13 protein-coding genes are annotated in these 18,290 nt (G+C 68.2%); 8 read left to right on the top strand and 5 right to left on the bottom strand.

Features of this window, described 5'->3' with window-relative positions; all coding sequences use genetic code 11:
- Positions 1-435, bottom strand: a complete 435-nt coding sequence (locus QSJ95_RS15795) for a hypothetical protein (protein WP_009618388.1) — start codon at positions 433-435, stop codon at positions 1-3.
- Between the two features lie 326 nt (positions 436-761).
- Here QSJ95_RS15795 and argF point away from each other — a divergent pair, with 326 nt between their 5' ends.
- Positions 762-1,679, top strand: coding sequence for an ornithine carbamoyltransferase (argF, locus tag QSJ95_RS15790; RefSeq protein ID WP_285643583.1), 918 nt, complete (start codon positions 762-764; stop codon positions 1,677-1,679).
- Between the two features lie 126 nt (positions 1,680-1,805).
- Positions 1,806-2,879, top strand: a complete 1,074-nt coding sequence (locus QSJ95_RS15785) for an ABC transporter ATP-binding protein (protein ID WP_009618384.1) — start codon at positions 1,806-1,808, stop codon at positions 2,877-2,879.
- A gap of 989 nt (positions 2,880-3,868) precedes the next feature.
- On the opposite strand, the gene QSJ95_RS15780 is transcribed toward QSJ95_RS15785, so the two are convergent.
- Positions 3,869-6,751, bottom strand: a complete 2,883-nt coding sequence (locus QSJ95_RS15780; protein ID WP_285643581.1) for an HD domain-containing phosphohydrolase — start codon at positions 6,749-6,751, stop codon at positions 3,869-3,871.
- A complete protein-coding gene (locus QSJ95_RS15775) occupies positions 6,748-7,599 on the bottom strand; it encodes a substrate-binding periplasmic protein (RefSeq protein ID WP_285643579.1) in 852 nt (283 codons plus the stop codon). The genes QSJ95_RS15780 and QSJ95_RS15775 overlap by 4 nt, the downstream gene beginning before the upstream one ends.
- A 489-nt stretch (positions 7,600-8,088) precedes the next feature.
- On the opposite strand from QSJ95_RS15775, the gene QSJ95_RS15770 reads away from it, so the two are divergent.
- Together QSJ95_RS15770 and ppnN are read left to right on the top strand one after the other, a co-directional pair.
- A complete protein-coding gene (locus QSJ95_RS15770) occupies positions 8,089-8,991 on the top strand; it encodes an alpha/beta fold hydrolase (RefSeq protein WP_285643577.1) in 903 nt (300 codons plus the stop codon).
- A gap of 229 nt (positions 8,992-9,220) precedes the next feature.
- A complete protein-coding gene (ppnN, locus tag QSJ95_RS15765; RefSeq protein ID WP_064582182.1) occupies positions 9,221-10,597 on the top strand; it encodes a nucleotide 5'-monophosphate nucleosidase PpnN in 1,377 nt (458 codons plus the stop codon).
- Between the two features lie 364 nt (positions 10,598-10,961).
- On the opposite strand, the gene QSJ95_RS15760 is transcribed toward ppnN, so the two are convergent.
- The gene (locus tag QSJ95_RS15760; protein WP_285643572.1) at positions 10,962-11,390 is read right to left on the bottom strand and encodes a MarR family winged helix-turn-helix transcriptional regulator; all 429 of its coding nucleotides are present in this window, start codon (positions 11,388-11,390) and stop codon (positions 10,962-10,964) included.
- A 77-nt stretch (positions 11,391-11,467) separates the two neighbouring features.
- On the opposite strand from QSJ95_RS15760, the gene QSJ95_RS15755 reads away from it, so the two are divergent.
- The 4 genes from QSJ95_RS15755 (at position 11,468) to QSJ95_RS15740 (ending at position 16,381) form a co-directional block, all read left to right on the top strand.
- Positions 11,468-12,202: a siderophore-interacting protein gene (locus QSJ95_RS15755; RefSeq protein WP_285643570.1), complete on the top strand. Its 735-nt coding sequence runs from the start codon at positions 11,468-11,470 to the stop codon at positions 12,200-12,202.
- A gap of 217 nt (positions 12,203-12,419) precedes the next feature.
- Complete coding sequence (locus QSJ95_RS15750) at positions 12,420-13,757, top strand: MFS transporter (protein WP_285643568.1); 1,338 nt, start codon at positions 12,420-12,422, stop codon at positions 13,755-13,757.
- A 21-nt stretch (positions 13,758-13,778) separates the two neighbouring features.
- Positions 13,779-15,041, top strand: a complete 1,263-nt coding sequence (locus QSJ95_RS15745; protein WP_043272481.1) for a gallate dioxygenase — start codon at positions 13,779-13,781, stop codon at positions 15,039-15,041.
- An 89-nt stretch (positions 15,042-15,130) separates the two neighbouring features.
- Positions 15,131-16,381 (top strand): OprD family porin, encoded by a 1,251-nt coding sequence (locus QSJ95_RS15740; RefSeq protein ID WP_285643566.1) that lies wholly within the window; start codon positions 15,131-15,133, stop codon positions 16,379-16,381.
- A 664-nt stretch (positions 16,382-17,045) separates the two neighbouring features.
- On the opposite strand, the gene QSJ95_RS15735 is transcribed toward QSJ95_RS15740, so the two are convergent.
- Positions 17,046-18,251 carry a LysR family transcriptional regulator gene (locus QSJ95_RS15735; protein ID WP_285643563.1) on the bottom strand — a complete coding sequence of 402 codons (1,206 nt, stop codon included), beginning with the start codon at positions 18,249-18,251 and terminating at the stop codon, positions 17,046-17,048.
- Positions 18,252-18,290 lie beyond the last annotated feature (39 nt).

The raw sequence follows: 18,290 nt of genomic DNA, 5'->3' as shown, positions 1-18,290 counted from the left end.
TCAGCGGATGCCGGCGATGTTGCCTTTGTTGCCGGTGACCTTGACGTCGACCTTCTTGAACACGAAGTAGTCCTGTACCGACACCTCGTAGCGCGGCGCGACGATCAGGTCGGCGCCGGAGCTCTTCACGGCCTTGAAGGCCGCGGCGGACTTGACGCTGGACACCGGGTCGAAGGACAGCAGCGAGCCGCCGTCGGTGCCGCCGTAGGCCACGCCGTCGGCGAACTGGTTGTCGCCGCCGAACTTGAGGAAGCCGAACAGGATGTTCACCGAGGATTGGCCGGTGATCGGCTCGCCGACGCGGACGTCGGCCTTGAGGTCGGTGCTCACCACGCCATCCATGGGCGCCGACGGCTGGTTGACGTTGTAGCTGGTGCAACCGCTGGCGGTCACGATCACCGCTGCCAGGGCGGTGCTCATCCATAGTTTCTTCATTGAAAGCTTCTCCTAATGGCTTGTGCCGCCGGACTCGGCGGCGGCGAAAAGCTATCAAGGGAGACGCGGGCATTTATGTAGTCCCGCTCGCCAGACCCAATAGGACCTTTCCGTTCGTTTGCGAAATGTTCCGAAACCCGCCGCCACCGGGCCCGGCGGGGCTCTCCGCAGCAAACTTGCGTGGATGCGTAATTTCCTTATAGGATCGCGTCTTCCCCCTAAATTTCCGCTGCATGCGGTCAGGCCGCAGGTTCAGTCCGTTTTTTCTCGAAAAGCCGGCCAGACCCTCGGTCGCAACTCTGAGAACAAGCAGTAGGTACTGAATCATGAGCGCAAGGCACTTCCTCTCGATGCTGGATTACACGACCGACGAACTCCTCGGTCTGATCCGCCGCGGCAGCGAGCTGAAGGACCTGCGCGACCGAGGCGTGCTCTACGAGCCACTGAAGAACCGCGTGCTGGGCATGATCTTCGAGAAGGCCTCCACCCGCACGCGGATCTCCTTCGAAGCCGGCATGATCCAACTCGGCGGCCAGGCGATCTTCCTCTCCCCGCGAGACACCCAGCTGGGCCGCGGCGAACCCATCGCCGACGCGGCGAAGGTGATGTCGCGCATGGTCGACGCGGTGATGATCCGCACCTTCGCCCACAGCACCCTCACCGAGTTCGCCGCCAACTCCCGCGTGCCGGTGATCAACGGCCTGTCCGACGACCTGCACCCCTGCCAGTTGCTGGCCGACATGCAGACCTTCCACGAGCACCGCGGCGGCATCGCCGGCAAGACGGTGGCCTGGATCGGCGACGGCAACAACATGTGCAACAGCTACATCGAGGCGGCCATCCGCTTCGACTTCCAGCTGCGCGTGGCCTGCCCCGAAGGCTACGAGCCCAGCGCCGCGCTGCAGGAACTGGCCGGCGAGCGCGTGCGCGTGGTGCGCGACCCGCGCGAGGCGGTGGCCGGCGCGCACCTGGTGAGCACCGACGTCTGGGCCTCCATGGGCCAGGAAGACGAAGCCCAGGCGCGCCTGCGCACCTTCCGCCCCTACCAGGTGAGCCGCGAACTGCTCGACGGCGCCGCCGCGGACGTGCTGTTCATGCACTGCCTGCCGGCGCACCGTGGCGAGGAGATCAGCGAAGACCTGCTGGACGACCCGCGTTCGGTGGCCTGGGACCAGGCGGAGAACCGCCTGCACGCGCAGAAGGCGCTGCTCGAACTGCTGGTCGAGCACGCCCACTACGCCTGACCTTCACCCAGCCGCACGGCCCCGGCCCGCCGTGCGGCACGGGGTCGCCGCGTTCGCGCCGGCGAGTAATTCTCATTCGCCACGTGTAAACTCTCTGCCTCCGCTTCTTTCTCCACGGCCCGATCCATGACCCGACCGCTGTTGCTCGAACTCAGAAACCTCTCCTGTGGCTATGGGCAGCAGCGCGTGGTGCAGGACGTCAGCCTGCACCTGAACGCCGGCGACATCGGCTGCCTGCTGGGCCCTTCCGGCTGCGGCAAGACCACCACCCTGCGCGCCATCGCCGGGTTCGAGCCGGTGCAGGCAGGCGAGATCCACCTGGCCGGCGAGACCATCTCGCGCCCCGGCTTCACCCTGGCGCCGGAGAAGCGCCGCATCGGCATGGTGTTCCAGGACTACGCGCTGTTCCCGCACCTGACGGTGGAGGACAACGTCGCCTTCGGCATCCGCAAACACCCCGAACGCCGGCGCATCGTCACCGAGCTGCTGGAACTGGTGAAGCTCGACAAGCTCGGCCGGCGCTACCCCCACGAGCTGTCCGGCGGCCAGCAGCAGCGCGTGGCCCTGGCCCGCGCGCTGGCCCCCGAGCCGCTGCTGCTGCTGCTCGACGAGCCCTTCTCCAACCTCGACGTGGAGCTGCGCCGCAAGCTCAGCCACGAGGTCCGCGAAATCCTCAAGGCGCGCGGCACCAGCGCCGTGCTGGTGACCCACGACCAGGAAGAGGCCTTCGCCGTCAGCGACCAGGTCGGCGTGTTCAAGCACGGCCACCTGGAGCAGTGGGACACTCCCTTCAACCTCTACCACGAGCCGCAAACGCCCTTCGTCGCCAGCTTCATCGGCCAGGGCTATTTCATCCGCGGGCAGATGCTCGACCCGGACAGCGTGCAGACCGAACTGGGCGTGCTGCGCGGCAATCGCGCCTACAGCCTGCCACAGGGCAGCGCGGTGGACGTGCTGCTGCGCCCGGACGACCTCGTCTACGCCCCGCAGGGCACCCTGAAGGCGCGCATCGTCGGTAAGTCGTTCCTCGGCGCGGCCACCCTGTACCGCCTGCAACTGGCCACCGGCACCCTGCTGGAGTCGATCTTCCCCAGCCATGCCGACCACCAGCCGGGCGAGGAAGTGGGCATCGGCGTGGCCGCCGACCACCTGGTGCTGTTCCAGGCCGAGGGTAGCGTGGCGCTGGACTCGGCGCGCTGACTCCGCCCCGTTGTTCGTGCCGGTGAATCCCATCGCGGGCAGGGCCCTACAGGTTGCGGGAAGCACGGTATGCCTCCCCCGTAGGAGCGGACCTTGTCCGCGATAGCCGGACAATCCGGCGCGATTCGCGGATGAGATCCGCTCCTACGCTGCCCCACCCACGCCATTCCCATGTAGGAGCGCGCCCTGCGCGCGAATCGCGGGCAGGGCCCGCTCCTACAGGTTGTCGGGAAGCACGGTATGTCTCCCCCGTAGGAGCGGACCTTGTCCGCGATAGCCGGAGGTCCAGGCGCGGTTCGCGGATGAGATCCGCTCCTACGCTGCCCCACCCACGCCATTTCCATGTAGGAGCGCGCCCTGCGCGCGAATCGCGGGCAGGGCCCGCTCCTACAGGTTGCGGGAAGCACAGTATTCCTCCCCCGTAGCGGACCTTGTCCGCGATAGCCGGACGATCCGGCGCGATTCGCGGATGAGATCCGCCTACGCTGCCCCACCCACGCCATTTCCATGTAGGAGCGCGCCCTGCGCGCGATTTCGCGGGCAGGGCCCGCTCCTACAGGTTGCCGGGAAACACGGTATGCCTCCCCCGTAGGAGTGGACCTTGTCCGCGATAGCCGGACAATCCGGCGCGATTCGCGGATGAGATCTCCTACGCTGCCCTACCCACGCCATTCCCATGTAGGAGCGCGCCCTGCGCGCGATTTCGCGGGCAGGGCCCGCTCCTACAGGTTGCCGGGAAGCACGGCATGCCTCCCCCGTAGGAGCGGACCTTGTCCGCGATAGCCGGAGCCACCAGCGCGATTCGCGGATGAGATCCGCTCCTACGCTGCCCCACCCACGCCATTTCCATGTAGGAGCGCGCCCTGCGCGCGAATCGCGGGCAGGGCCCGCTCCTACAGGTTGTCGGGAAGCACGGTATTCCTCCCCCGTAGCGGACTCCGTCCGCGATTCGGCGGATAACGCCGTAGCGAACCGCATTGCGCCGCGGCTCAGGCCTTCTCCGCCTGCCCCGCCTCGACGATGGCCAGCACCGCCGCCTCGTCCACCGCGTCCATCTGCTCCGGCCGCAGGAAGCGCTCGCCGTACTCGCGGTACACGCCGCTGGCCACGAACAACCGGAACAGCCCCGCGTCCACATGACGGTCGCGGGCCATGAAGGCGAGGATCTTCAGCGACTCGGACAGCGTCTTCGGCGCCTTGTAGGGGCGGTCGGCGGCGGTCAGCGCCTCGAAGATGTCGGCGATGGCCATGATCCGCTCGGGAATGCTCATCGCCTCGCCCGACAGCCGCCGCGGGTAGCCGGTGCCGTCCATCTTCTCGTGGTGGTTGGCGGCGATGGTCGGCACCCGGCGCAGGTGCCGGGGTAGCGGCAGCGCGCTGAGCATCATCAGCGTCTGGACGATGTGCTCGTTGATCTTGAAGCGCTCCTCGTCGGTCAGGGTGCCGCGGCGGATGCCCAGGTTGTACAGCTCGCCGTAGTGGCTGGCGAAGGCCGGCAGGCGCATGTCGAAGCCCCAGGTGTTGCGCGGGTCGTCCTTGGCCACCGGCGGCTTGCGTTCGCCCCAGGGCACCTGGTGCGCGGGCTTGTCGGCCAGCAGGCGTTCCTCCGCCGGCAGCGGCTCGACCGGCGTCGCGGCCAGGCGCTCGGCCTCGTCGTGGGAAATGCCGATGCGGTCGTCGAAATGCCGCCACCAGCGGCGCTCGCCGATGCGCGCCAGGCGCTCGATGTCCTCGTCCTTCATGAACTCGCCGCCGACGTTGGCCTGGGCGACGAAGGCGAAGTCCTCGCGCAGCGCCTGCTGCTCGGCATCGCGCCGCTCGCGCAGCTGGCTTTCCTCGCCGCCCTCGGCGCGGTCGCGCCAGTAGCGGATGTCGGCGTCGCGCCAGAGCACCTCGAAGCGCATGCGGACCTCGTGCAGGCGGTTGTACAGGGTCTCCAGCTTGGTGGCCTTGTCCACCACGTACTCGGGGCTGGTGATCTTGCCGCAGTCGTGCAGCCAGGCGGCGATCTGGAATTCGTAGCGCTCGGCGTCGCTCATGGCGAAGGCCGCGTAGGGCCCATCGCGGTCGTCGATGGCCTTCTGCAGCAGCATGTCGGCCAGTTGCGGGACGCGCTCGCAGTGGCCGCCGGTGTAGGGGCTCTTGGCATCGATGGCGTCGGCCAGCAGCTTGATGATGGCGTCCAGCAGGCGCTGCTGGGCCTCGATCAGCTGGCGCGTCTCGATGGCCACGGCGGCGGCGCCGGACAGCTCCTCGACGAAGCGTTTGAACGGCCGCCGCGGCGTGCGCCGGCGCTCGCCCTCCTCCTGCAGTTGCAGCACCAGGATGCCCAGCAGCTCCCCGCTGCGATTACTCAGCGGCACCTCCATATGCCGGCCGCGACCGCTCAGGGCCTGGTCCAGCAGGCTGGCCAGCTGCGCCTCGTCGAAGCCCTCGATGAGCAGCGACTGCGGGTAGTGCTCGCCGTTCACCGCGCAGGCCTGCGCCAGGCGGTTGTCCTGCTCCTGCAGCAGGTACACCGCGCCGCCCTGCACGCCGGTGGCCACCACCAGGCGCGACAGCACTTCGGCGAGCATGCTGTCCAGGCGCGTCTCGCGGCTCAGGCTGAGGGTGATGCCCTGGAAGTTGTGGATGGTCCGCGACATGCCGCCGAGCACCCGGCTCAGCTCGCGCACCTCGCGGATCTTCGAGTCGACGCCCACCGGCCGGGCGAAGTCGAAGGCCGCCAGCGCCCCCACCTGGTCGGCCAGGGCCCGCAGCGGGCGGGCGATGCGCCGGCCGATCAGCCAGCCGAGCAGCAGCAGGGCCAGCAGCAGCGCGCCGCTCCAGGCGGCCTGGCGCAGCAGCATCTGCCGCGCGCCGGCCAGCAGTTCGTCGGCCGGGATGCCGATCAGCACCCGCGCCTGGCCGCTGGCGAAACTCACCAGCGGCACCCAGATGCCGTACCAGTCCTGGCCCGCCACCTGGTAGCGCTGCGGCGTGCCGGGCGGGCCGCCGAGTTCGACCAGGCGTTCCAGGCTGGGCACGCCGAGTTCGTCGAGATGGGCCAGGCGCACTTCGTCGCCCCGGTGCAGCAGCAAACGCTCCAGGTCCGGGTAGGCGATCACCGTGTTCTGTGCGCCGAGCACCGCCAGCTCGGTGTTGGCGGTCTGGCGCAGGCCGCCCATTTCGGTGGCCAGGTCGTCCACTGAGGCGTCCATGCCGATCACCGCCGCGCCGTCGACGCTGCGCAGGGCCAGGGTCAGGCCGATCTCCTGGGTGGTGAAGAACACGTAGGGCTGCGTCAGCACCGTGCCCTTGCCGGCATAGGCGTCCTTGTACCAGGGGCGCTGGCGCGGGTCGTAGCGGTAGTCGGGGCGTTCCTGGCGCTGCAGCAGTTGCAGGCGCGCGTCGTAGAAGCGCCACTCGCCGACCAGCGCGCCCTGCTCGCCGAAGGTCTGGCTCTGCACCAGGTAGAAGGTCTTGTCCGGGGCCTTGAGCGCCTGCCGCGCCTTCGTCGTGCGCAGGGCGCGGATCAGCAGGAACTCGCCGTTCGGGTAGCCGATGTAGAGCGCGCTGAGGGTGCGGTTGGCGCGCAGGTTCTCGGCCAGCATCGGCAGGCGTTCCAGGCGCGCCGGCAGGTTGTCGGTCTGCGAGATGCCGTCGTAGCTGAGCAGGCGCAGGGTGTTCTGCGCCGGGTCGAGCAGCCGGCGGATGCGCTCGTTGACCGTCACCCCCAGCTGCGCCGCGGATTCCCCCGCCGCCGTCACCAACGCCCCTTCCACGCCCCGGTAGCCCTGCACCAGCAGGGACACGGCCAACACCAGCATGCTCAGGATGATGGCGCCGGTCACCAGGACCTGCAGGGGGATGCCGCGTTTGTCTGCCCTCATGGTGCCTCATCCTGTCCGCCTTGCCCGTCGGGGGTCGGCCGGTAGCCGTTGTCGAGAAGCGCCGCGGCGACGTCCAGCGGCGCGTTGCGCAGGAAGATGCGGACCAGCGAGCCGTCCAGCCGCAGGTCCTCGAACAGGCGCTGCCACTGCGCGCTCTGCGCCGCGCTGAAGCGCCCGCGGGCCAGCACCAGGCTGCGCGGCACGCCGGGCCCGCGGGCTACGTCGATGCCACGGAAGCGGTGGCGCAGCGCCGGCTCGTGGAGCAGCCCGGCCAGGCTCAGTTCGTGGCCGATCAGCCCGTCCACCTCGCCGCCCAGCAGGGCGTTGAAGCAGGCCGTCTCGTCGACGTATTCGCGCACCCGCCCCTCGCTGCGCAGGATGCGCAGCATGGCGTCCAGGTAGGGGCCATGGTTGTAGCCGGCGACCGCGCCCAGGCGCACGCCCGGCAGCGCATGGAAGTCGTCCAGGCTGTGCAGGTCGGCGGACAGGTCCAGCGGCACGATCAGCCGTTCGCGCAGGCGCAGGTAGGGCACGAAGTAGGCGTAGCGGCGCTGCTCGACGGTGGCCACGGCGCTGGTGGCCATGTCCAGCTCGCCGCGCTGCAGGGCCGTCCAGATTTGCGCCCGCGGCAGCACCGAGACCTCGAAGGCGCAGCCGGTGCGACGCGCCAACTCCGCCACCAGGTCGGCGTCCAGGCCCTTGCCGTCGTGGTAGAACACCTGGTTGCGGTAGAACGCCAGGCGCACCGGTTGCGCGCAGCCGTAGAGGTCATCCGCGGCCGCGGGCGGACCCGCGCAGGCCAGCACGGCGAAAACCAGCCCGGTTCGCAAAACAGGGTGCACGACCATGAATCCGACCCATCCGTTGTGTCGGCCAGGGAGGAGCGCAACGACCTCTTCCGCGGCAGGAGAATTAGTAAGAAAGAACTGTAGGAAAGTGTAATAGGACGCTGGCCTTTTGCCGGAAAAACGCAGTTCGTCGGATTCCACCCCGGCGGCGGCGGGAAAACGCCCGGCACAGGCTTGCGGCGAGCGAACCGTCCTGCTTAACTCTGGCCCATGCGTGACTCATCGGTCACGCATCACGTCCAAGAAGATTTTTTCCGCTCGGCACTTCTCGCCCAGCCTTTCCTACCTGCCTCGAAAGCCCCGCGCACGGCCCTCCCGAAGAGGTTCGGCGCTTCGCTTTTGCACTTATAAGCTGTTGAAAATAAAAGAAATATTAACTTTCGCCAGGTGACATGAAGCTGTCACCTCAAGGCGCTTTCCTTCTGCCTGGTAGTTCTCTCGTACCCAATCGTGGGTACATCCATTCGAGCTGCGTATGGAGGAAGCGACATGAGGCCGGAAACCGCCGTCGTCGAAATTCTGCAACACCGGGTCTACACGGAGTTCCACGCGAACAGGGAAGCACGCCAGACCATCATCCTGGTCAACGGCTCGCTGGCTACTACCGCCTCCTTTGCGCAAACGGTGAAATACCTGCAACCGCACTTCAACGTGGTCTGCTACGACCAGCCCTATGCCGGCCGGTCCAGGGCGCACAACGACTGCCGCGAATTCATCAGCAAGGAGTACGAGGCGCAGTTGCTGCTCGGGCTGATCGAGCACTACCGCGCCGACGTGGTGATGTCCTTCTCCTGGGGCGGGGTGGCCACCCTGCTGGCCCTGGCGCAGCGCCCCAGCCGCATCCGCAAGGCGGTGATCAGTTCCTTCTCGCCGCTGCTCAACGCCGCGATGCTCGACTACCTGCACCGCGGCCTGGACTACCTGGGCGCCTGCGACCGGCCGAACATCGCCAACCTGGTCAACGACACCATCGGCCGCTACCTGCCGCACCTGTTCAAGCGCTACAACTTCCGCCACGTCGCCGGCCTGGACGAGCACGAGTACCGGCAGATGCACTTCCACGTCTGCCAGGTGCTCAAGCTCAGCGCCGAGAGCTACATGGAGAAGTTCGCGGCCATCGACATCCCGCTGCTGTTCCTCAACGGCGAGCTGGACCTCTACACCACGCCGGCCGAGGCCAAGCTGTTCCAGCAGCTGATCCGCGATTGCGAGTTCCGCACCATCCGCAATGCCGGGCACTTCATCGATGTCGAGCACAAGCAGGGCTGGCAGGACACCCGCGATGCCCTGCTCGGCTTCCTCAAGCCGCAGCGCCAGCCGGTCAGCCTGTCCCTGGGCAACGGCTACCTGCCTAACCACGAAGGCATTCCGCTGGCCGCCCTGGCCGGCTGAACGCCCCGTCCCGTCGTCCGGCTCCCGCCTTCCCGGCGGGTGGCCGAGGCCTTCCCGCAGCCGTGATGGCAATCCGCAGGGCTCGCGGCCTCGCTCCCCACGCACTACTATCCGCTTAAGCCCCACCCTCACCGGGCCGCCCTTGCGGCCATCCCGGGGCAGGACACCGCCACCCGCGCGGTCGAGTACCCAGGTGCCCTCCCGGGCATCCGCACCAATGGAAGCTGTAATGTCCCCCAGACCCACCATCAATGCCTCGGTCAGCCCCAAGGGCACCCTCGAAACCCTGTCCCAGCGCGAAGTCCAGCAACTCAGCGAAGCCGGCACGGGCAGCGTCTACCAACTGTTCCGCCAGTGCGCCCTGGCCATCCTCAACACCGGCGCGCGCATCGACAACGCCAAGACCATCCTCGACGCCTACCGCGACTTCGAGGTGCGCATCCACCAGCAGGACCGCGGCGTGCGCCTGGAACTGGTCAACGCGCCGGCCGACGCCTTCGTCGATGGCGAGATGATCGCCGGCACCCGCGAGATGCTCTTCAGCGCCCTGCGCGACATCGTCTACACCGCCAACGAACTGGACGACCAGCGTGTCGACCTGCACACCTCCCAGGGCATCACCGACTACGTCTTCCACCTGCTGCGCAACGCGCGCACCCTGCGCCCGGGCGTGGAGCCGAAGATAGTCGTGTGCTGGGGCGGCCACTCCATCAGCACCGAGGAGTACAAGTACACCAAGAAGGTCGGCCACGAGCTGGGCCTGCGCAACCTGGACGTCTGCACCGGCTGCGGCCCGGGCGTGATGAAGGGGCCGATGAAGGGCGCCACCATCGGCCATGCCAAGCAGCGCCACCACGGCGGCCGCTACCTGGGCCTGACCGAGCCGGGGATCATCGCCGCTGAGGCGCCCAACCCGATCGTCAACGAACTGGTGATCCTGCCGGACATCGAGAAGCGCCTGGAGGCCTTCGTCCGCGTCGGCCACGGCATCATCATCTTCCCCGGCGGCGTCGGCACGGCGGAGGAATTCCTCTACCTGCTGGGCATCCTCATGCACCCGGACAACCAGGACCTGCCCTTCCCCCTGGTGCTCACCGGGCCGCGCAGCGCCTCGGCCTACTTCGAGCAACTGCACGCCTTCGTCGGCGCCACCCTGGGCGAGGCGGCGCAGCAGCGCTACCAGATCATCGTCGACAACCCGGCCGAAGTCGCGCGGCACATGGCCCAGGGCCTGAAGGAGGTCAAGCAGTTCCGCCGCGAGCGCAACGACGCCTTCCACTTCAACTGGCTGCTGAAGATCGACGTCGGCTTCCAGCGCCCCTTCGACCCCACCCACGAACACATGGCCGCCCTGCAACTGAGCACCGACCTGCCGGCCCACGAACTGGCCGCCAACCTGCGCCGGGCGTTCTCCGGGATAGTCGCGGGCAACGTCAAGGAAAAGGGCGTGCGCGCCATCGAGGAATTCGGCCCCTACGAAATCCACGGCGAACCCGCGCTGATGCGGCGCCTGGATGAACTGCTACACGCGTTCGTCAAGCAGCACCGGATGAAGCTGCCGGGTGGGGCGGCCTATGAGCCGTGCTATCGGGTGGTGGAGGGCTGAGTTACGCCGCGCGCCCTGCGCGCGAATCGCGGGCAGGGCCCGCTCCTACGGGAGCCGCTATTGCGCTCGGGTATTGGCCAGCTTTTCGTAGGAGCGAGCTTGCTCGCGAACGAGGTAACCGGCGGCTCCGCTGCCATGCCAACCTCCGCGCCCTCTCCCTAACCCTCTCCCTGAAGGGAGAGGGGACCGTTGGGCAGATACGGATGTTCTGGAGTTAGCCGGCAACACCGAAGGTTTCCAACTGAAACCATTCCTCCTCTCGGCACGAACTAGCCCCCTCTCCCTTCAGGGAGAGGGCTGGGGAGAGGGAACGGCCCCACCCACCCCACCGAAACCACCGGCGAGCCCCCACAAAAAACACCCCTCACTCCCCCTGCAAGTTCGCCTCCACCCGCGCCAACAACCCCTGCAACTGCTCCCGCTCCTGCGCGCTGAACCCCCGCACCGCCACCTCCGACAAATGCCGGCCCTGCCCTTCCACCTCGGCGTAAACCGCCTGGCCAGCGGCGCTCAGGCTCAGGCACACGCTGCGCTTGTCCAGCACATCGGCGCTGCCCTCCAGCAAACCACGGTTGCGCAGACCCTGGATCAGCCGGGCGATCTGCGCCTTGTCGCGGCCGCTGTGTTCCACCAGTTGGCGCTGGGTGGCGCCCGGGCGGCGGGCGAAGAAGGCCAGCACCTTGAATTCCATGTGCGTCAGGTCGTGGGGGCCGTCGCGCAGTTCGCGGTATTGCCGCGAACGGTACAGGTGCATGACGGAGTGGATGGTTTCGAGAACGTCGTCGGCTTTCATGGCTATACGGTTGACTTTATCAACTAATGATTCTTATGATCGTTGATATTATCAACCATAGCCCAAGAGGGCCACCCATGACTCAAGCCACCCAACAACGCCGCGTGCAACGCGTCCGCCACGAACTGCGCATGCGCGAAGTGCAGGTCGCCCGCCGCGAACAGCTCAGCCCGCACTTCGTCAGCCTCACCTTCGCCGGCGAGGCCCTGGCCGATTTCGTTTCCGCCGGCTTCGACGACCACGTCAAGTTCATGTTCGAGGACGACGATGGCAGCATCGTGCGCCGCGACTACACCCCGCGCCGCTTCGACGCCGCTGCCCGCGAGCTGACCGTGGAGTTCGCCCTGCACGGCCACGGCAAGGCCTGCCAGTGGGCCGAGCACGCCCAGGTCGGCGACAACGCCGTGATCGGCGGCCCGCGCGGCTCGATGATCGTCCCGCTGGACTTCGCCTGGCACCTGTTCGTCGCCGACGCCACCGGCCTGCCCGCCGTGCACCGGCGCCTGGAGGAAATGCCGGCCGGCACCCGCGCCATCGTCCTGCTGCAGGTGGAAGCGGCCGACCGTCGCCAGTTCACCACTGCCGCCGACCTCGAACTGCGCTGGTTCGATGACGGCGAAACCCTGCTGGCCGCCGTCGAGGCCCTGCACCTGCCCGCCGACGAAGGCTTCGCCTGGGGCGCCGGCGAGGCCGCGGCCATGGTCCGTGTGCGCAACCTGCTGCTGGAGAAAGGCCAGCCGAAGGAAGCCATGCGCGTCGCCGCCTACTGGCGCCAGGGCCAGGCCGACTACCACGAGGAACTCAGCCAGTGAAACCCGCCCGCCAGGCGTCGCCGGCCCCGGCAACGCCTGCGCAAGCACCTCATAAACAAAACCGATACCCGCTTAAGGATTTCCCAGAGGCAGGCCCCGCCCCTTGAGCCTTACAGTCGCCCCACGCCGAAAAACGGCGAGGTGATTCCTGCCGGTCATCATCGTTTTCGAAGCCTGTTGGAATTTTCACCACTACAAGAACAAAAGGTGAACGCGAATGCTCAAGCAAACCGTCGACGTCAAAGACTGGATCGACAACCGGCCGATCTCGGCCTACCAGTGGCTCATCCTCTCGCTGTGCTTCCTCATCGTCCTGTTCGACGGTTTCGACGTCGCCGTGATGGGCTTCATCGCCCCGTCGCTGATGCAGGAGTGGGGCCTGTCCCGCGCCGCCTTCGGCCCGGTGATGAGCGCCGGAATGATCGGCCTGGCCATAGGCGCGCTGACCGCCGGCCCCTACGCCGACCGCCTCGGCCGCAAGAAGGTGCTGCTGATCGCGGTGACCGGCTTCAGCCTGCTCAGCCTGGCCTGCGCCTTCGCCCGCAGCCCCTACGAACTGGCCTTCCTGCGCCTGCTCACCGGCGTCGCACTGGGCGCGGCCATGCCCAACAGCACCACGCTGCTGGCCGAATACCTGCCCGAGCGCAGCCGCTCGCTGCTGATCACCATCATGTTCACCGGCTTCAACATGGGCTCGGGCCTGGGCGGCTTCCTCGCCGCCTGGCTGATCCCGCACCACGGCTGGCAGGCGGTGCTGCTCGCCGGCGGCCTGCTGCCGCTGGCCCTGCTGCCCTTGCTGCTGTGGCTGCTGCCCGAGTCCGCGCGCTTCATGGCCGCGCGCAAGGCCCCGGCCGAGCAGATCGCCGCGGCCCTGGCCAAGCTCGGCGGGCACTTCGCCGAAGGCACCCGCTTCAGCGTCAGCGAGCCGCCGGTGCAGCACAAGGCGCCGGTGCGCCAGCTGTTCGACGGGCGCTTCCGCCTGGGCACCCTGGCGCTGTGGGCCACCTACTTCATGGGCCTGCTGGTGATCTACCTGACCATGGGCTGGCTGCCCACCCTGCTGCGCGACGGCGGCCTGTCCATCGAGCGCGCCGCCACCATCACCGGGCTGTTCCAGATCGGCGGCACCGTCGGCGCCATCGTGGTCGGCTGGATCATGGACCGGCGCAACCCCAACCGCGTCATCGCCATCGCCTACGCCCTGGGCGGCCTGTGCATCGTCAGCCTCGGCGCGCTGAGCCTGGAATCCAGCCTGCTGGTGCTCGGCGTGACCGCCGCCGGCTTCTGCATGAGCGGCGCGCAGACCGGCCTCAACGCCTTCGCCCCGGGCTACTACCCCACCGAGTTCCGCGCCACCGGGGTAAGCTGGATGCTCGGCATCGGCCGCTTCGGCGCCATCTTCGGCTCGCTCATCGGCGGCGCGGTGCTCAGCCTCGGCCTGGGCCTGCCGCTGCTGTTCACCTTCCTCGGCCTGCCGGCGTTCGTCGCGGCCCTGGCGATCCTGGCCAACGGCCACGCCCGGCGCCGCGCGAGCCAGCCGCTGGCCGCGCAGTAACCTGAACCAGAGGACCCCGTCATGGCACGCATCATTGGTGGCCTAGCCGTCTCCCACACCCCGACCATCGGCTTCGCCGTCGACCACGACAAGCAGGAAGAAGCGGCCTGGGCGCCGATCTTCAAGAGCTTCGAACCGATCCGCGCCTGGCTCCAGGAACAGCGCCCGGACGTGCTCTTCTACATCTTCAACGACCACGTCACCTCGTTCTTCTTCGACCACTACAGCGCCTTCACTCTCGGCGTCGACGACCGCTACGGCGTCGCCGACGAGGGCGGCAACCCGCGCGAGCTGCCGCCGGTGGGCGGCCACGCGGCGCTGTCGCGGCACATCGGACAGAGCCTGATGGCCGACGAGTTCGACATGAGCTTCTTCCGCGACAAGCCGCTGGACCACGGCTTCTTCTCGCCGATGTCGGCGCTGCTGCCCTGCGCCGACGGCTGGCCGCTGCAGATAGTGCCGCTGCAGGTCGGCGTGCTGCAGCTGCCGATCCCCAGCGCGCGGCGCTGCTACAAGCTCGGCCAGGCCCTGCGCCGCGCCATCGAGAGCTACCCGGAGGACCTCAAGGTCGCCATCGTCGCCACCGGCGGCGTGTCGCACCAGGTCCACGGCGAGCGCTGCGGCTTCAACAACCCTGAGTGGGACGCGCAGTTCATCGAGCTGCTGGTCAACGACCCCGAGCGCCTGACCGAGATGACCGTCGCCGAATACGCCACCCTCGGCGGCATGGAGGGCGCCGAGGTGATCACCTGGCTGATCATGCGCGGCGCGCTGTCCGCCAGCGTCGACAAGCTGCACCAGGACTACTACCTGCCGTCCATGACCGGCATCGCCACCCTGCTGCTGCAGAACCGCGACCAGCGCCTGCCGGCCCCGGCCATCGAGCGCCACCGCCAGCACATGCAGCACCAGCTGGCCGGCGCCGAGCAGCTCGAAGGCACCTACCCCTACACCCTGGAGCGCAGCGCCAAGGGCTACCGGCTGAACAAGTTCCTGCACCGCATGATCGAGCCGCAGTGGCGCCAGCGCTTCCTCGCCGAACCCGAGGCGCTGTATGCCGAGGCCGAACTCAGCGAGGAAGAGCGCGACCTGCTGCGCCGCCGCGACTGGCGCGGGCTGATCCACTACGGGGTGATCTTCTTCGTGCTGGAGAAACTCGGCGCCGTGCTGGGCGTCTCCAACCTGGACATCTACGCCGCCATGCGCGGCCAGAGCCTGGAAGACTTCATGAAGACGCGCAACCAGCAGGTGCGCTACTCGGTGGCCGGCAAGGCCCCGCGCTAACCCCGCTCCCCCCAGCTTCACCGCCCACCAGCGACGCCACCGCGCCGCTGGCCGGCGACGCTTTGCCCAAGAAACGGAGAACAACAACAATGATCCGCCCGTCCCACAAGCACCGTCTCGTCTGCACCCTGGCCCTGGCCTCGGCCCTGCCGCTGGAGGCCCTGGCCGAAGGCTTCCTCGACGACGCCAAGTCCAGCCTGACCCTGCGCAACTTCTACATGAACCGCGACTACACCGGCGATGCCGCCCAGGGCAAGGCCGAGGAATGGACGCAGAGCTTCATCCTCGACTTCAAGTCCGGCTTCACCCAGGGCACCGTGGGCTTCGGCCTGGACGTGCTCGGCCTGTACAGCATCAAGCTCGATGGCGGCCGCGGCACCGCCGGCACCCAGCTGCTGCCGGTGCACGACGACGGCCGCCCGGCCGATGACTTCGGCCGCCTGGCGGTGGCCGGCAAGGCGCGAGTATCGAAGACCGAACTGAAAGTCGGCGAATGGGCGCCGGCACTGCCGATCCTGCGTTCCGACGACGGCCGCTCGCTGACACAGACCTTCCAGGGCGCGCAGCTCACCTCGAAGGAAATCGCCGGGCTGACCCTCTACGGCGGCGAGTTCCGCCAGAACAGCCCGCGCAACGACGCCAGCATCGAGGACATGAGCCTGTTCAACCGCACGGCCTACACCTCCGACCGCTTCGACTTCGTCGGCGGCGAATACCGCTTCAACGGCGAGCGCACCCTGGTCGGCCTGTGGAACGCCGAGCTGAAGGACATCTACCAGCAGCAGTACCTGCAGGTGCAGCACTTCCAGCCGCTCGGCGACTGGGTGCTGGGCGCCAACCTGGGCTACTTCTGGGGTAAGGAAGACGGCAGCGCCAAGGCCGGCGACCTAGACAACCGCACCGCCTCGGGGATGTTCTCGGCGAAGGTCGGCGGCAACACCTTCTACGTCGGTCTGCAGAAAGTCATGGGCGACGACGAGTGGTTCCGCGTCAACGGCGCCAGCGGCGGCACCCTGGCCAACGACGCCTTCGGCTCCAGCTTCGAAAGCGCCAAGGAGCACTCCTGGCAACTGCGCCACGACTACGACTTCGCCGCCCTGGGCGTGCCCGGCCTGACGCTGATGAACCGCTACATCCACGGCGACAACGTGCACAACGCCAGCACCGACGACGGCACCGAATGGGCCCGCGAGAGCGAGCTGGCCTACACCGTGCAATCCGGGCCGCTGAAGACGCTGAACGTCAAATGGCGCAATTCCAACATGCGCCGCGACTGGGGGCGGACCAACAGCTTCGACGAGAACCGGTTGATCGTCAGCTATCCGCTGAGCCTGCTGTAGGCCCCACGCCGAGGCGCTTTCGTAGGATGGGTTGAGCTTGCGAAACCCATGCGGCCATGGCGATGGGTATCGCTTCGCTCAACCCATCCTACGACTGCCCCACCCGCACCATTCCCCTGTAGGAGCGCGCCCTGCGCGCGAATCGCGGGCAGGGCCCGCTACAGGTTTCCGTGAGGCATGGCATTCTCCCCCGTAGGAGCGGACCTTGTCCGCGAATCGCGCCGGAACCTCCGGCGTGATTCGCGGATGAGATCCGCCTACGCTACGCCACCCACACCATTCCCATGTAGGAGCGCGCCCTGCGCGCGAATCGCGGGCAGGGCCCGCTCCTACAGGTTTCCGCGAGGCATGGCATTCTCCCCCCGTAGGAGCGGACCTTGTCCGCGATAGCCGGAACCTCCGGCGAGATTCGCGGATGAGATCCGCTCCTACGCTGCCCCACCCGCACCATTCCCATGTAGGAGCGCGCCCTGCGCGCGAATCGCGGGCAGGGCCCGCTCCTACAGGTTACCGAGAGACACGGCATGCCTCCCCCGTAGCGGACCTTGTCCGCGATAGCCGGAACCTCCGGCGCGATTCGCGGATGAGATCCTACGCTGCCCCACCCACACCATTCCCATGTAGGAGCGCGCCCTGCGCGCGATTTCGCGGGCAGGGCCCGCTCCTACAGGGTATGGGGCCCTGTCCCCTGGACCACCTCGCGGATGCTCTGCATCAACGCCGCCGATACCGGCGAATGCAGGCAGCCGCTGCGGCAGGTCAGGCCGATGGCGCGGGTGGTCTGTTGCAGCTGCACCGGCAGGCGGCACAGCTCGCCGGAGGCGATCTCGTGTTCCAGCTGGTGCGCCGACACCGCCGCGAGCATGTCCGAGCGCAGCAGCAGGCCGCGGATGGTCGCCAGGTCGCCGCTCTCCACCACCGGCCAGGGCGCGGCCATGCCCGAAGCGGCGAAGCAGGCGTCGAGCAGGCCCCGGGCCGGGGAGCCCGCGCGCGGCAATACCCAGCGCGCCTGCTGCAGTTCCGCCAGCTCGCGGGTGCCTTCCAGCAACGGGTGGCCGCGGCGCGCCAGCAGCACCATCTCCTCGGTGAGCAACGCCTCGCCGGCCAGGTCGCTGGCGTAGTCCGCCGAGCGCAGGGCGCCGAAGACGAAATCCAGGTCGCCGGCGCGCAGCTCGGTGGCCAGCAGGTCGAACGGGCTTTCGTTGGTGATCACCCGCACCCCGGGATGCTCGGCGGTGAGGCGGACGATGGCCTCGGGCAGGATGCGCGTGCGCCCCAGCGGCAGCGCGCCGACGTGCACCACGCCCCGCAGGCTGCCGCGCATGGCGCTGAGGTCGGTCTCGATATGGCGCAGCTCGTTGAGCGCGCGGCGGATCGGGAACAGGATCTCGTGGCTCGCCCGCGTCGGCTGCAGGCCGCGCGGGGTGCGCTCGAACAGCGGCCGGCCGCAGCCGCCCTCCAGCACCTTGAGCGCCGAGCTGACCGCCGGCTGGCTGAGGCCGAAGTGGCTGGCCACGGTCTGCATGTGGCGCGTCTCGCAGAGCTTGACGAAGACCTCCAGGCGCCGCCCCTGGAACAGGTACAGCGGCTCCACCGGCGCCGCGCCCAGCACCCTGGGCACGCTCTCCAGCTCGGCCAGCACGCGGCGCGCGCGGGGCAGCACGCAGTCGCCGTAGTCGGTCAGGCGCATGCCGTTGGCGTGGCGCTCGAACAGCGGCGCGTCGAGCCGCGCCTCCAGCTCGGAGATGGCGCGGGTGACCACCGACTGCGCGCGGAACAGCGCCTCCGAAGCCCGCGACACACTGCCCAGGTCCGCCACGCGGACGAAGGCGCGGACCTGCATCAGGTTCGGCAGCTCGAAGTCGCTCATATCCCCTCCCGGCGCGCAGCCCTACTCCGACGGGACTAT

It is taken from the genome of Pseudomonas sp. NBRC 100443, assembly GCF_030268185.1.
GTDB classification, from domain to species: Bacteria; Pseudomonadota; Gammaproteobacteria; order Pseudomonadales; family Pseudomonadaceae; genus Pseudomonas; species Pseudomonas citronellolis.
Note: the sequence above shows the minus strand (reverse complement) of the source record. Positions and strands in the feature narration are given on the sequence as shown.